This is a genomic window from Streptomyces pilosus (genome assembly GCF_014649835.1).
Classification (GTDB): Bacteria; Actinomycetota; Actinomycetes; order Streptomycetales; family Streptomycetaceae; genus Streptomyces; species Streptomyces pilosus.
Map to the genome: position 1 here is coordinate 455,395 of NZ_BMTU01000001.1, position 14,081 is coordinate 469,475.

14 protein-coding genes are annotated in these 14,081 nt (G+C 72.4%); 12 read left to right on the forward strand and 2 right to left on the reverse strand.

Annotated features, from left to right (window positions below; genetic code table 11):
• Positions 1-130 precede the first annotated feature (130 nt).
• Together glnA and IE118_RS02110 are read left to right on the forward strand one after the other, a co-directional pair.
• The gene (glnA, locus tag IE118_RS02105; RefSeq protein ID WP_189555476.1) at positions 131-1,540 is read left to right on the forward strand and encodes a type I glutamate--ammonia ligase; all 1,410 of its coding nucleotides are present in this window, start codon (positions 131-133) and stop codon (positions 1,538-1,540) included.
• 179 nt (positions 1,541-1,719) lie between these two features.
• A complete protein-coding gene (locus tag IE118_RS02110; RefSeq protein WP_189555477.1) occupies positions 1,720-1,977 on the forward strand; it encodes an SCO2583/SCO2584 N-terminal domain-containing protein in 258 nt (85 codons plus the stop codon).
• A gap of 78 nt (positions 1,978-2,055) precedes the next feature.
• On the opposite strand, the gene IE118_RS02115 is transcribed toward IE118_RS02110, so the two are convergent.
• Positions 2,056-2,370, reverse strand: a complete 315-nt coding sequence (locus IE118_RS02115) for a hypothetical protein (RefSeq protein WP_189555478.1) — start codon at positions 2,368-2,370, stop codon at positions 2,056-2,058.
• 233 nt (positions 2,371-2,603) lie between these two features.
• On the opposite strand from IE118_RS02115, the gene IE118_RS02120 reads away from it, so the two are divergent.
• The 8 genes from IE118_RS02120 (at position 2,604) to IE118_RS02155 (ending at position 10,719) form a co-directional block, all read left to right on the forward strand.
• Complete coding sequence (locus tag IE118_RS02120; protein WP_189555479.1) at positions 2,604-2,975, forward strand: ArsC/Spx/MgsR family protein; 372 nt, start codon at positions 2,604-2,606, stop codon at positions 2,973-2,975.
• 98 nt (positions 2,976-3,073) lie between these two features.
• Complete coding sequence (locus IE118_RS02125) at positions 3,074-3,766, forward strand: SCO2207 family protein (RefSeq protein WP_189555480.1); 693 nt, start codon at positions 3,074-3,076, stop codon at positions 3,764-3,766.
• Between the two features lie 268 nt (positions 3,767-4,034).
• Positions 4,035-5,063: a glutamine synthetase gene (gene glnII, locus IE118_RS02130; protein WP_189555481.1), complete on the forward strand. Its 1,029-nt coding sequence runs from the start codon at positions 4,035-4,037 to the stop codon at positions 5,061-5,063.
• A 283-nt stretch (positions 5,064-5,346) separates the two neighbouring features.
• Positions 5,347-5,904, forward strand: coding sequence for a winged helix-turn-helix domain-containing protein (locus IE118_RS02135; RefSeq protein WP_189555482.1), 558 nt, complete (start codon positions 5,347-5,349; stop codon positions 5,902-5,904).
• Positions 5,905-5,975: 71 nt separating this feature from the next.
• A complete protein-coding gene (locus tag IE118_RS02140) occupies positions 5,976-6,986 on the forward strand; it encodes an NAD-dependent epimerase/dehydratase family protein (RefSeq protein WP_189555483.1) in 1,011 nt (336 codons plus the stop codon).
• Positions 6,987-7,055: 69 nt separating this feature from the next.
• The gene (locus tag IE118_RS02145) at positions 7,056-8,321 is read left to right on the forward strand and encodes a sensor histidine kinase (RefSeq protein WP_189555484.1); all 1,266 of its coding nucleotides are present in this window, start codon (positions 7,056-7,058) and stop codon (positions 8,319-8,321) included.
• A complete protein-coding gene (locus IE118_RS02150; RefSeq protein WP_189555485.1) occupies positions 8,306-8,959 on the forward strand; it encodes a response regulator in 654 nt (217 codons plus the stop codon). Before IE118_RS02145 ends, IE118_RS02150 begins: the two co-directional genes overlap by 16 nt.
• Before the next feature lie 218 nt (positions 8,960-9,177).
• A complete protein-coding gene (locus tag IE118_RS02155; protein ID WP_189555486.1) occupies positions 9,178-10,719 on the forward strand; it encodes a DUF1996 domain-containing protein in 1,542 nt (513 codons plus the stop codon).
• An 88-nt stretch (positions 10,720-10,807) separates the two neighbouring features.
• Here IE118_RS02155 and IE118_RS02160 read toward each other — a convergent pair whose 3' ends face one another.
• The gene (locus tag IE118_RS02160; protein WP_189555487.1) at positions 10,808-11,239 is read right to left on the reverse strand and encodes a hypothetical protein; all 432 of its coding nucleotides are present in this window, start codon (positions 11,237-11,239) and stop codon (positions 10,808-10,810) included.
• Between the two features lie 158 nt (positions 11,240-11,397).
• On the opposite strand from IE118_RS02160, the gene IE118_RS02165 reads away from it, so the two are divergent.
• Both IE118_RS02165 and IE118_RS02170 read left to right on the forward strand, forming a co-directional pair.
• Positions 11,398-13,302, forward strand: a complete 1,905-nt coding sequence (locus IE118_RS02165) for a hypothetical protein (protein WP_189555488.1) — start codon at positions 11,398-11,400, stop codon at positions 13,300-13,302.
• A 64-nt stretch (positions 13,303-13,366) separates the two neighbouring features.
• Positions 13,367-14,062 carry a TetR/AcrR family transcriptional regulator gene (locus IE118_RS02170; protein WP_189555489.1) on the forward strand — a complete coding sequence of 232 codons (696 nt, stop codon included), beginning with the start codon at positions 13,367-13,369 and terminating at the stop codon, positions 14,060-14,062.
• The last annotated feature ends 19 nt before the right edge of the window (positions 14,063-14,081 follow it).

Consider the following 14,081-nt stretch of genomic DNA (forward strand, 5'->3'; position numbering starts at 1 on the left):
TGTGCGAAACAAATGGGTCACGCACGAGAAATGACCCGTCCCTAGGGTCGAGTGCAGCGAGTGCCGCCCACGCCCGGCAGCACAGACGATCTACCACCCCGGCGGGACGGTCGGGAGTAGGAGGAGCTGGATGTTCCAGAACGCCGACGACGCCAAGAAGTACCTCGCGGACGAGGACGTCAAGTTCATCGACGTCCGGTTCTGCGACCTGCCGGGTGTGATGCAGCACGTCACGATCCCCGCCGAGGCGTTCGACCCCGACGAGGAGCTCGCGTTCGACGGGTCGTCGATCCGCGGGTTCCAGGCGATCCACGAGTCGGACATGTCGCTGCGCGCGGACCTGTCGACCGCACGGCTCGACCCGTTCCGCCGTGACAAGACGCTGAACATCAACTTCTTCATCCACGACCCGATCACGGGCGAGGCGTACTCCCGCGACCCGCGCAACGTGGCGAAGAAGGCCGAGGCGTACCTGGCCTCCACCGGGATCGCCGACACCGCCTACTTCGGCCCGGAGGCCGAGTTCTACGTCTTCGACAGCGTGCGCTTCAAGACGTCGGAGAACGAGTCCTTCTACCACATCGACTCCGAGGCGGGCGCCTGGAACACCGGCGCCCTGGAGGACAACCGCGGGTACAAGGTCCGCTACAAGGGCGGCTACTTCCCGGTCCCGCCGGTCGACCACTTCGCCGACCTGCGCGCCGAGATGTCCCTGGAGCTGGCCAAGGCCGGCCTGAAGGTCGAGCGCCAGCACCACGAGGTGGGCACCGCCGGCCAGGCGGAGATCAACTACCGGTTCAACACGCTGCTCGCCGCCGCCGACGACCTCCAGCTCTTCAAGTACATCATCAAGAACGTCGCCTGGCGCAACGGCAAGACCGCGACCTTCATGCCGAAGCCGATCTTCGGCGACAACGGCTCCGGCATGCACGTCCACCAGTCGCTGTGGGCGGGCGGCGACCCGCTCTTCTACGACGAGCAGGGCTACGCCGGCCTGTCGGACACCGCCCGCTACTACATCGGCGGCATCCTCAAGCACGCCCCGTCGCTGCTGGCCTTCACCAACCCGACGGTGAACTCCTACCACCGTCTGGTGCCGGGCTTCGAGGCCCCGGTGAACCTGGTGTACTCGCAGCGCAACCGGTCCGCCGCGATGCGCATCCCGATCACCGGCTCCAACCCGAAGGCCAAGCGCGTGGAGTTCCGCGCCCCCGACGCCTCCGGCAACCCGTACCTGGCCTTCTCCGCCCTGCTGCTCGCGGGCCTGGACGGCATCAAGAACAAGATCGAGCCGGCCGAGCCGATCGACAAGGACCTCTACGAGCTGGCTCCCGAGGAGCACGCCAACGTGGCGCAGGTCCCCACCTCCCTCGGCGCGGTGCTGGACCGCCTGGAGGCCGACCACGAGTTCCTCCTCCAGGGCGACGTCTTCACGCCGGACCTGATCGAGACGTGGATCGACTTCAAGCGCCAGAACGAGATCGCCCCGCTCCAGCTCCGCCCGCACCCGCACGAGTTCGAGCTGTACTTCGACGTGTGATCCACCCGTCACGCGTGTGACGTGTGCGTACGGCGCCCCCGCTCCGGTCCCGGAGCGGGGGCGCCGCCGTCCGTACGCCGATGCGTCCGCCGATCCGTCGGCTGACCGGAAAGCTTCCTTCTTCCCGGCCGGAGAGGGATCCTTGGTCTGACACTGCTGTTCGAGAGAAAGTCACGGGGATGTCCGAAAGGGACGACGAAGAGCGGGAGTTCGATCTCACGTGGGCGGACGGCGCCGCGCACAAGGAGCCGTCGGCGCGGGCCCGCATGCTCGCCGCCCGCTGGAAGGACAACCCGCCCGGACCGGTCCCGTTCCGCGCCGACCCGGAGCACAGAGCGTCCTCCGGCCGCTCCCCCTGGGTGTCGACGGCCGTGGTCCTCGGCTGTGTCGTGGCGGTGATCCTGCTGCTCGGGTACGTCAACTTCCGGCCGTACTGATCGCCGCGGCCCGCGCTCCGGGACGACGCGGTGCCGGACGGCCCCGCACGGCGGGGGCGCCCGGCACCGGGGCGGGTGTCAGCGGTTGTAGCGCATGAAGGCGCGCACCATGTGGCACGTGGTGTCCGAGGGCGGGTGGACGCCGATCAGGGCGGCCGTGCTGCGGATCCTCTCGTCACGCGCCTGGGCGGGCAGGTAGACGCCGGAGTCGAGCAGGGCGATGGCGAGCCGCATCGCCTTGAGCCGGCGGTTGTGCGTGACGTACCACTCGCGCGGGCGGCCCGCCGGCAGGGGGCTCTTCTCCACCGGGGCGCAGGGCAGCTCCAGCAGCACGGGACGCGTCGCGGTGGACTGGGTGGGCAGGGGCTTCGGCTTCAGGGCGGCAGCGGGCACGGGCATCCTCCTGTCGCGGTCGGGGCGCTCGGCCGGAGTCCACGACGACCCCGGCGATTCCCTCGAACACTGCTTCCATTCTACTGCCCGGCACTGACAATCAGCAGGCCCTTTCGAGCCGTCAAATGCGCTGGTAAGGGCAGGTTTTCACGTCCCGCACCACCGGTCCCGCCAGACCCGCGCACACGGTCTCCGAATTCGAACAGCGAGGGTGGCGGCGTACCGTGTGCGGCATGGAGATCTGGATCAATCCGGCCTGCTCGAAGTGCCGTTCCGCCATCGGCCTGCTCGACGCCGAGGGGGCCGACTACACCGTCCGCCGCTACCTGGAGGAGGTACCGGGCGAGGACGACATCCGCGCGGTGCTGGAGCGGCTGGGACTGGAGCCCTGGGACATCACACGGACCCAGGAGCCCGAGGCGAAGGAGCTGGGCGTCAAGGAGTGGCCGCGGGACGCCTCCGCGCGGGACCGCTGGATCGCGGCGCTGGCCGCCCACCCGAGGCTGATCCAGCGCCCGATCATCACGGCGGACGACGGGACGGCGGTCGTGGCCCGCTCGGAGGAAGCGGTCCGGGACGCCCTCACCCGCCGAACCGGTCTGTGACGCAGGCCACTTGGGATACTTGGCGGGACGGCTGAGCAACTCCGTTCGGTATCTCGTACATAGCGGCGTACGCCCCCCTACCTCTTCAGGAGGCGCGCATGTCGCGCAGGAGAAGTCTCGGTCCGAAGAAGAAGCTCGCGCTGTTGCTGAGCGCCGCCACGGTGGCGGGAGGCGGTGCCGTCGTCATGGCGACCACGTCGAACGCCACCCCGCCGGCGGCCGCCACCAAGTCGGCGGCGAACTCGACGGTGTGTCAGGGACTGGCCACCGCGCTCGGCAACAACGAGAGGTTCATCGAGGGCCAGCGGGCCGCCCCGGACGCCCAGTCCCAGGCGCGGATCGCCAACCGCGAGGCGGTGATCGCGCAGATCAAGGTCCAGCAGGAGGCGTCCGGGTGCACGGTTGGGGAGTCGGCTCAGGGCTCCCAGACCGCGCAGCCGGAGCAGCCCCCCGCCCCGTCGCAGCCCGCCCAGGGTGACCAGGGTCAGGGCGGCCAGGACCAGGGCGGCGGCCAGGCCGGCGGTGAGGGTGCCGCGGCCTCCGGCGAGCAGGTCTGCAACGGTTCGACCGTGACCCTGTCCGGGGAGGGCGGCGCCCCGGCCGCGTCCAGCAACCAGTTCCCGGCCGGGACGAAGCTGAAGGTCACCAACCTGGACAACGACAAGTCCACGACGGTGGAGGTCACCTCGGTGTCCGGCAGCTGCGTGCTGCTCAACAACGCCGCCTTCGAGCAGGTCCGCGAGCCCGGCAAGTTCCTGATCCGCCGCGCGGTGATCGAGAAGGTGGGGTGAAACCCGGATTCCCACCCCAGGGGCCCGCTGCTCACGGTCGGGAGCGGCGGGCCCCGGCGCGTCCATCGCATACACCGCGCCCGTCCCCGCTCCCCCTCACTGAGCGGGGCGGGGCACACCGGCGCCAGGTAACACGGGGTTCACATTCGGGCAATGGCCGGGAAATCGCCTGTTGACAAGCTGCGTGACATCGACGGCGGCGCCCCAGTGCCGCAGCGCCGCAGCACCCGCACAAGCGCGCCAGACCCACCCCCGAAGGATGTGGACCGTGAGCTTCAAGGCCGAGTACATCTGGATCGACGGCACCGAGCCGACCGCCAAGCTGCGTTCCAAGACGAAGATCCTGGGCGACGACGCCAAGGGCGCCGACCTGCCGATCTGGGGCTTCGACGGGTCCTCCACCAACCAGGCCGAGGGTCACGCCTCCGACCGCGTCCTCAAGCCGGTCTTCGTCTGCCCGGACCCCATCCGCGGCGGGGAGGACGTCCTGGTGCTGTGCGAGGTCCTGAACACGGACATGACGCCGCACACGTCCAACACCCGTGCCGCGCTGGCCGAGGTCGCCGAGAAGTTCGCCGCCCAGGAGCCGGTCTTCGGTATCGAGCAGGAGTACACCTTCTTCAAGGGCGCCCGCCCGCTCGGCTTCCCCGAGGGCGGCTTCCCGGCCGCGCAGGGCGGCTACTACTGCGGCGTCGGCTCGGACGAGATCTTCGGCCGGGACGTCGTCGAGGCGCACCTGGAGAACTGCCTGAAGGCGGGTCTGGGCATCTCCGGCATCAACGCCGAGGTCATGCCCGGTCAGTGGGAGTTCCAGGTCAGCCCGCTGGCCCCGCTGGAGGTCTCCGACCAGCTGTGGGTGGCCCGCTGGCTGCTCTACCGCACCGCCGAGGACTTCGACGTCTCCGCCACCCTGGACCCCAAGCCGGTCAAGGGCGACTGGAACGGCGCCGGGGCGCACACCAACTTCTCCACCAAGGCGATGCGCGAGGGCTACGACGCGATCATCACCGCGTGCGAGTCGCTCGGTGAGGGCTCCAAGCCCCTGGACCACGTCAAGAACTACGGCGCCGGCATCGACGACCGCCTCACCGGCCTGCACGAGACCGCCCCGTGGAACGAGTACTCCTACGGCGTCTCCGACCGCGGCGCCTCGGTGCGCATCCCGTGGCAGGTCGAGAAGGACGGCAAGGGCTACATCGAGGACCGCCGTCCGAACGCCAACGTCGACCCGTACGTGGTGACCCGTCTGATGGTCGACACGTGCTGCACCGCGCTGGAGAAGGCCGGCCAGATCTGATCCGGACCCGCAGTCGTCACGAGGGGCGTCCGCCGTTCACGGTGGGCGCCCCTCGCGTCGTCTGCTTCAATAGGCACATGGCCGGCTACCGGAAGTGCGAGGCGACGAGGCGCAGTGACCTCGAGCCGTTCTGGCCGTCCCGTCAGCACCACGACTTCGACCGGGTGTGTTGTCGCGCGACGAACGCGCCGGCCCTCTGACGCCCGGATCCCCTTCCGGCCTTCGGCCGCCGCGCACCGCGTACGTCCTCGACGAACCCTTCGCGCGAAAGAGCTGACGTCTCATGGCGACCACCCGTTCCCTGTCCTCCCTCCCCTCCGTCTCCCCCGCCGTTCCCGCCCCGCCCCGGCTGCGTGCCGTGGAGCGGGACGAGGTGGTGACGGTCGCCGACCTGCTGCCGCCCGGCGCCACCTGGCTGCCCGCGCCGCCGAACGCGGTGCCCGTGCTGCCCGGGCGGCCCCCGATGGTCGGCTATCTCGTCCTGGTCCCCGCGGACCGGCAGCCGCCGTTCACGGTGGCGGCACCGGAGCCCGCCGGTCCCGTCGGCGACCCCCTCGTCCGCGTCGACGCCGTGCAGCGCACCGCCGAGGTGGACGGGCGCCCGCTCGACCTCACCTACCTGGAGTTCGAGTTGCTCGCCCACCTGGTGGCGCACCCGGGCCGGGTGCACACCCGGGACCAGCTGGTCGGCACGGTGTGGGGCTACGGCCACGTCGGCGACGGCCGCACCGTCGACGTCCACATCGCCCGGCTGCGCCGCAAGCTGGGTGCCGAGCACCGCGACACGATCCGCACGGTGCGCCGGGTCGGCTACAAGTACGTCCCGCCGGCGGGCCGCTGAGCCGCGCGGCCCGGTCTGCCGTCAGCAGATCCCTGTTCCCTCCCGCCGCCCGGGCGGGCAGAGTCGCCGGTATGAGACTTCTGTTGCTGGGTGGTACGGAGTTCGCGGGCCGGGCCGTCGCCGAGGCGGCCGTGGGACGGGGCTGGGAGGTGACCGTCTTCCACCGGGGCCGGCACGAGGCCCCGGCGGGCGTACGGACGCTGGTGGGCGACCGCACCGCGCCGGACGGTCTGGCCGCGCTCGACGAGGACCCCGGGGAGTGGGACGTCGTCGTGGACACCTGGTCGGCCGCGCCGCGCGCGGTGCGGGACGCGGCACGGCTGCTGCGGGACCGCGCCGGCCGGTTCGTGTACGTGTCGAGCTGCTCGGTGTACGCGTGGGCCCCGCCCGCCGGGTACTCCGAGGAGGCTCCGGTCGTGGACGGCGCCTCCCCCGACGCGGACCTCACGGACTACGCGCGGGACAAGCGGGGCGGCGAGCTGGCCGCCGTGGACGCCTTCGGCGCGGACCGGTCGCTGCTGGTACGGGCGGGGCTGATCCTCGGCCCGTACGAGAACGTGGGGCGGCTGCCCTGGTGGCTGAACCGGACGGCGCGCGGTGGCCCGGTCCTCGCCCCGGGACCGCGGGAACTGCCGCTGCAGTACGTCGACGTCCGCGACCTCGCGGAGTGGATCCTCGGGGCGGCGGAGCAGGGGCTGAGCGGGCCGTACAACCTGGTCTCCCCGCAGGGGCACACCACGACGGGCGAGCTGCTGGAGGCGTGCGTGCGGGCGACCGGAGGCACCGCCGAGCTGCGGTGGACCGCGCCCGAGGTGGTCCTGGAGGCGGGCATCGAGCCGTGGACGCAGCTGCCGGTGTGGGTGCCGCCGGGCAGCGACCTGCACGACGCGCTGCACTCGTCGGACGTCTCCCGGGCGGTCGCCGCGGGGCTGCGCTGCCGCCCGGTGGCCGAGACCGTGGCGGACACCTGGCGCTGGCTGACGGAGATCGGCGGCACCGCGCCGCAGCGTCCCGACCGCACCCTCAAGGGGCTCGACCCGGAGGTGGAGGCGAAGGTGCTGGGCACGGACCGGGGGGTGTAGGCAGCACCACCCCCGGTCCGGGGGCCGGGCCCCGTGTGCCCGCGCTCCGGCTCGCCCAGACTGATGCCCATGACCATCGACTGGAAGAACGGCGACGGGCGGAGCAGGGCACGGGGCATGGCGCGCGCCGCGGTACGGGGACTGGCGCTGACGCTGGTGTCGCTGCCGGGATCGGTGCTGTGCTTCGTCCTGACCCTGGTGTCCGTGGCGCTGATACCGATCGGCGTGGGCATCGTCACCACGCCGTACGTGCTGCGGGGCGTGCGGACGTTCGCGAACTGGCGGCGGGTGCTGGCGGCCGAGTGGGGCGGGGTGCGGATCCCCCCGTCGTACCGGCCGCTCCCCGCGGACGCCAATCCCTGGGCCCGGACGTTCGGGATGCTGCGCGACCCGGCGACCTGGCGGGACCTGCGGTGGCTGCCCGTCGACATGACCGCCGGGTTCGTCACCGCGCTGCTGCCGTTCGCGCTGGTGGTCTACCCGCTGGAGGGGCTGGCGCTGGCGATCGGCCTGTGGCGGGTGATGCCCGACGGGTACTGGTACGGCTTCGTTCCGGTGCACGGGCAGGCGTCCGCGCTCGGCGCGGGAGTGCTCGCCCTCGGGCTGCTGCTCGTCGCGCACCTGTTCGCCGTGCGCCTGCTGCACGGGCACTTCCTGCTCACCCGGGCCGTCCTGGGTGCGCGGCGCGGTGAACTGAGCGAGCGGGTGCGGGTGCTGACCGAGACCCGGCGGGACGCCGTGGACACCTCCGCCGCCGAACTGCGGCGCATCGAGCGGGACCTGCACGACGGGGCGCAGGCACGGCTGGTCGCGATGGGGATGGACCTGGGGACGGTCGAGGCGCTGATCGAGAAGGACCCGGCACAGGCCCGTGAGCTGCTGACGCGGACGCGGCAGTCCTCCGCCGAGGCGCTGACCGAGCTGCGGGAGCTGGTGCGGGGCATCCATCCGCCGGTACTGGCCGAGCGCGGCCTCGGTGACGCGGTGCGGGCGCTGGCGCTGCGGCTGCCGGTGACCACCGAGGTGAGCGTGGAGCTGCCCGGGCGGGCCGAGGCGCCGGTGGAGTCGGCCGCGTACTTCGCGGTGAGCGAGGTCCTCACGAACGCGGTGAAGCACTCCGGCGCGGACCGCATCTGGGTCGACCTGCACCACGCCGGGGACCATCTGCGGGTGAGCGTCACCGACAACGGCCGGGGCGGCGCGGTGACCGGGGCCGGTTCGGGACTGGCCGGGGTGGAGCGGCGCCTGGGTACATTCGACGGCGTCCTGGCCGTCAGCAGCCCCGCGGGCGGCCCCACCATGGTCACCATGGAGATCCCTTGCGCGTTGTCCTAGCCGAAGACCTGTTCCTGCTGCGCGACGGACTCGTCCGGCTGCTCGAGGCCCACGACTTCGAGATCGCGGCGGCCGTGGAGTCCGGTCCCGAGCTGGCCCGGGCCCTCGCCGAGCGGGAACCCGACGTCGCCGTGGTCGACGTCCGTCTGCCTCCGACGCACACCGACGAGGGCCTCCAGTGCGCGCTCGAGGCGCGCCGCCGGCGTCCGGGACTGCCGGTGCTGGTGCTCTCGCAGCACGTGGAGCAGTTGTACGCGCGCGAGCTGCTCGCCGACGGCAGTGGCGGGGTCGGCTACCTGCTGAAGGACCGGGTGTTCGACGCCGAGCAGTTCGTGGACGCCGTACGGCGGGTGGCGGCGGGCGGTACGGCGATGGATCCGCAGGTGATCCAGCAGCTGCTGGCACGGCGGTCGGGCGGCGACCGGCCGCTGGCGCGGCTGACGCCCCGGGAGCTGGAGGTGCTGGAGCTGATGGCGCAGGGGCGGACCAACGCGGCGATCGCGGGCCGGCTGGTGGTGACGGAACGGGCGATCGCCAAGCACACAGCGAACATCTTCGCCAAACTGGGCCTGGAGGTCTCGGACGACGACAACCGGCGCGTGCTGGCGGTTCTCGCCTATCTCGACCGGGGCCGGTGAAACCGGACGCACCGCCTCACCCCGGGTGTGCGATCAGCAACTCCCGGTGTTATATGGCCTGTTGAAACCCCTGTGGCCGTACTGACTTTCCACCGATTCGCGGGACGGGTGAACACCCGTGGGGCGGCTTCCGTACTCAAGGGAGCCGCTTCACTCCTGTCGGGCCGCTCGATGCCCCGCAATGGGATGCCCCCGTAAGGAAGGTCAAGAGGAGTTCCATGGGACGCAACACAAGAAAACGTCGTATGCCGCTGGCGACCAAGGTGACCGCCGGGGCGGCGGCTCTGGCGCTCGGCGGGGGCGGGCTGGTCTGGGCCAATTTCTATGCCTCGGCCCACGAGGACGGAGGTCACCACAACCGGACGAAGTCGCGGAACGCGCAGATCGCGACGATCAACTGTCCGGACGTCGGCCAGAAGCTGACCAAGGTGCCGCGCGGCGCCCGCAAGGGCGTGGCGAAGGAACTGGCGGCGCTCGACCGGCAGATCACCGACGCGTACACGCGTCTGGCGGAGACCCGCCAGGCCCAGGCCGGTGACGCGAACTACGTCGACAACGCCATCCTCGGGCCGCTGAAGTCCAAGCGGACGGCCACGCTGGACCGCATCGGCATCAACATCAACCGGGCGGGCGGCAAGGCGCCGCGCGACTTCGGCCGGTTCGCCCGGTGCCAGGGCGTTCCCGTCGACCAGCCGGACACCGGCGACGGGGGCGGCCAGGACCAGGGCGGCGGTGGCCAGGACCAGGGCGGCGGCCAGGACAACGGTGGCGGCCAGGACAACGGCGGTGGCCAGAACAACGGCGGCGAGCAGGGCAACGGCGGCCAGGCGCAGAACGGCCCCGTGGCGGACGACTTCATCAGGATCGAGGACGTCCAGCCGAACTCCCGCAACCTGCCCAACGGGCTGGCCGCGAACGGCGACGGCGGTTCGACGGGCTCCTTCACCACCGAGTGCGGCACCAACGAGAACGCGCTGCGCAACTCGGACAACGTGATCGTCGCTCCCGGCGTCAGCAATGGCGCCCAGCACCAGCACGACTACGTCGGCAACCAGGCCAACACCGCCTTCGCGAGCGACCAGGACCTGGCGAACGGCGACACCACCTGCCAGAACCAGGGCGACCGGTCGTCGTACTTCTGGCCGGTGCTGCGGATCCAGGACGGTACGCAGGACATCGACCAGGGCCAGCCGGGCGGCGGCCAGGACGGCAACGTCGGCAAGATCGTCGCGCCCTCCGCGGCGGAGCTGAAGTTCGTCGGCAACCGCACGAGCGACGTCGTCGCGATGCCGAAGGCGCTGCGCATCATCACCGGTGACGCGAAGGCCTTCACCAACGGCCTGAACAACGCCAACACGGCCTGGAGCTGCACCGGCTTCGAGGACCGGCAGGTGACGGACAAGTACCCGATCTGCCCCGAGGGCAGCAGCGTGGTGCGGACGTCCGCCTTCCAGAGCTGCTGGGACGGCCAGAACATCGACAGCGCCAACCACCGCACGCACGTCGACTTCGTCGAGGCGGACGGCACCTGCTCGAACGGCTTCCAGGCCATCCCCCAGCTCCAGGTCCGCCTGGTGTACGACGACATCCCGGCCCCGCAGATCGAGAACGGGCAGGTCGTGAACCCGTTCGCGGTCGACTCCTTCCCGGAGCAGCTGCACAAGCCGATCACCGACCACAACGACTTCATCAACTTCTTCGACGAGGACCTGATGAACGAGATGGTCGAGTGCATCAACAGCGGCCAGGACTGCCAGTAGTGCGGTAGCCCGGCAGCCCGGTGACGGGAAGAGGCCGGCGGTGGGAGATCCCACCGCCGGCCTCTTCGCCGTCCGGCCCGCGAACCGGTCAGCCGTGGTGGCCGCCCTGGTTGTGGCTGCCACCGGGGTTCATGTGCTCCGAGCCCTCTTCCATGGTCCCGCCGAGCGTGCTCCGCAGGGCCGTGACGGTCCGCTCCTCGCCCACGGCCACCCACTTGCGGCCGACGAGGTAGTAACCGCCGTAGTCCTTGGCGGTGTTGAGCCACTCGCGCTGGCCGCGATCGGTGGCGAAGGTGGCCAGGACGTACTTCTCGCCGCCCTTCTTGCACAGCGCCTGGCGGATGGTGTCGGCGTCGGTCTGCATGTTCGGTTCGCACTTCGCCTCGGCGGCCAGGTGCTCCAGGCTGCCCGTCGCGGTGGGCGGCACCTGGTCCTCGTCCGAGCTCCCGGCTCCGCAGCCCGCCAACGCCAGGGCCGCCACCGCGCCGGTCAGCGCGAGCATCGGTCGGGTCACCCTCATGTGTTCCTCCGGTCCTTGACGGCGGCATCGTGACGGCGACACGCCGCACGGAGCCCCGGCGCGGGGCCCTCGGCCTCCCATACGGACGCGGCGCCCGCCGTGCTCAAATGCCGGGCCGGGTCAGGTGACCATCCGCCCGTTCGGTCGTTCTGCTGGGCGTGCAGTCACAGGATGCCGCCCAGCCCGCCGCGCCCTCCTCACCGGCCGGTCCGGTCGTCGACGTCGAGCAGGCCGAGGCCGCTCTCGTCGAGCACTACCCGCGGCTGGTCCGGCTCGCGTACCTGGTGCTGCCCGCCTCCATGGGCCGGCGCAGGCGGGTCCTCACCGCGCACGGCCTGGTGCAGCGGGCGCTGCCCCGCGGCCGCACCCCCGCGCCGCTGATCCCGGCCCAGCAGGCCGGCCGGGCCGGCGACCCGGGATACGCGCTGGTCCGGCTCCGGGTGGTGCGCACGGCGCTGAGGCGCGGGGCCCGCGGCGGACGGTGGGCGCAGTCGCCGGCGCTGCCGCGGGTGTGGGGGCTGAGGCTGTTCCCGCGCCCCGGCGGCGCCGGTGAGCTCGCCCTGGACCAGCGGCTGTCGGCCCTGTCCGGTCCGGCGCGTGCCGCCCACGCGCTGCGCGGCTTCGAGCGGCTCCCGGACGGTGACGTCCGCCAGGTGCTCCTGGCCGCGGGCGTCGCGGACGCCGAGGGCGCGCTGGTGGAGGCGGACCGGATCCCCGACCCGTACCGGCTGCTGGACTCCGGCGAGTTCGACGCCTGCTCGTTGCAGGCCAGGCCGACGGATCTGCTGCGCCGCCGCCGGCACCTGAAGGCCGCACTGGTCGGCGGGGCGGCGCTGACGGTGTGCGGGACGCTGCTCGCGCTGCCGGGCGACGGCTGGGGCGCGGACGGTGCCGCCGCTCCCCCGTACGCGCGGAACCCGGCCGCACGGGCCGCGCTGGACCCCGGGAAACTGACCCGGGTCTCCCCCGCCGCGTGGCGGACGTCCGCGCGCACCGACTTCTCCGTGTGGCCGGCGCGCGGCGACCGCACCGGCGACCGGGCGCTGCTGCGCCGTGCGCTGGCCGTCTGGGCGCGGCCCGGGAAGGGCGTGCGGGTGTCGGCGACCCCGGGCACCCCGGCCGGCGGGCCGGCGGGACCGCCCCAGCTGCTGTACGCGGGCACGGTCGACACCGCGCGGGTGGTGCTCCTCCACGACGGTCTGCGCGTCGTCCGGTACGCCGAACCGGAGGAGGACACCGGGGGCGTCGTGCTGGACCTCGCCCGCGCCGACGGTGCGGGCAGGGCCGGTTCCGGCGCGGTGGTGCTGAGCCGGACCGACGGCAACGTCCGCTATCTGACGGCCCCCTGGGTGCGTGCGGCGGCCGAGCGGGACCTGCGCGCGCCGGGCTCCGGCGCGATGGCCCTGACCCTCGCCGACGGGGTGACCTCGCCCCTGGCGAGCCCCGCGCTGCGGGAGGGCCCCTGCACCTCCTGGAACGTGCTGCGCCTGAGCAACGGCACGGGCACCCGGCTGCTGACCGACCTGGGCGAGCTGGTCCCGGCCCGGCTGACCGCGGGACCTCCCCGGTCGCCGCGGGACGCCTCGGGTGCGAAGGCGCTGCGCACCTGGGCGCCGTACGCCTGCTCGCTGGCCGCGGTGCGCTCGGCGGGGGTGCGGAGCGTCAACGCCTGGGTGTTCGCCGAGCAGCCGCTGCCCGGGTCGGACGGGTCGGCCGAGTGGGTGTGCACACGGGCCGAGACCTGGCGGGGCGGCGGGACCAGGGTGCTGGCGCAGTTCCACCCGCCGGGCGCCCGGTCCGGGGCGGTGGCGGCGACGGCGCAGGACGTGCCGGAGTGCGGGGTCAAGGAGCCGCGGGTGCTCGCCGGGGTGCTGTGGAGGTCGGGGTCGGGCGGCTGGTACCTGCTGGCCGCCGGCAGCCGCGACACCGCGTCGGTCAGGGCGACGGGCGGGATCGAGGGGTCGTCCCGGGGCCACCTGCTGACCGTCCGTGCCGAGAAGGGTGCGCGGGCGGACCTCCGGGGGAGACTGGAGGACGGGCGATCGGTCGGCGGGCTGCGCTGACGGCGTGAACACCGCCGGCCGGTCCGGACCGTTCGAGGCCGGATCTGATCGGTAAGGTGTTCGCATGACTACCGGGGTACGCCGCAGGATGGGAGTGGAGGAGCGGCGGCAGCAGTTGATCGGCGTGGCCCTCGAACTGTTCAGCCGACGCTCTCCCGACGAGGTCTCCATCGACGAGATAGCGTCGCGGGCCGGCATCTCACGCCCGCTGGTCTATCACTACTTCCCCGGCAAACTCAGCCTGTACGAGGCCGCGTTGAGGCGGGCCTCGGAGGACCTGGCGTCCCGGTTCGTGGAGCCCCACGAGGGCCCGCTGGGATCACGGCTGCGGCGTGTGATGGCCCGGTTCTTCGACTTCGTGGAGGAGCACGGCCCCGGTTTCGCCGCCCTGATGCGCGGCGGCCCCGCGGTCGGGTCGTCGGCCACCAACGCCCTGGTCGACTCCGTACGGCAGGCCGCGTACGAGCAGATGCTGTCGCACATGGGTGTGGTGGGCCCGGCGCCCGCCCGGCTGGAGCTGGTGGTGCGGTCCTGGGTCTCGCTCGTCGAGTCGACGGCGCTGATCTGGCTGGACGGTCGGCGGGTGCCGCGCGAGGAGCTGGAGGCCCAGCTGGTGCAGGACTTCGCCGCGCTCGCCGCCGTCGCCGCCTCCCGTGACGAGGAGCTGGCCGCGCTGCTGCGCGCCGTGCTGAAGAACGAGCCGGGCGACGGGCCGTTCACCGAGCTGGCGGTGCGGCTCGTCGCACTGGCCGGTCCGTGAGCACGGAGAGGACGGCGGC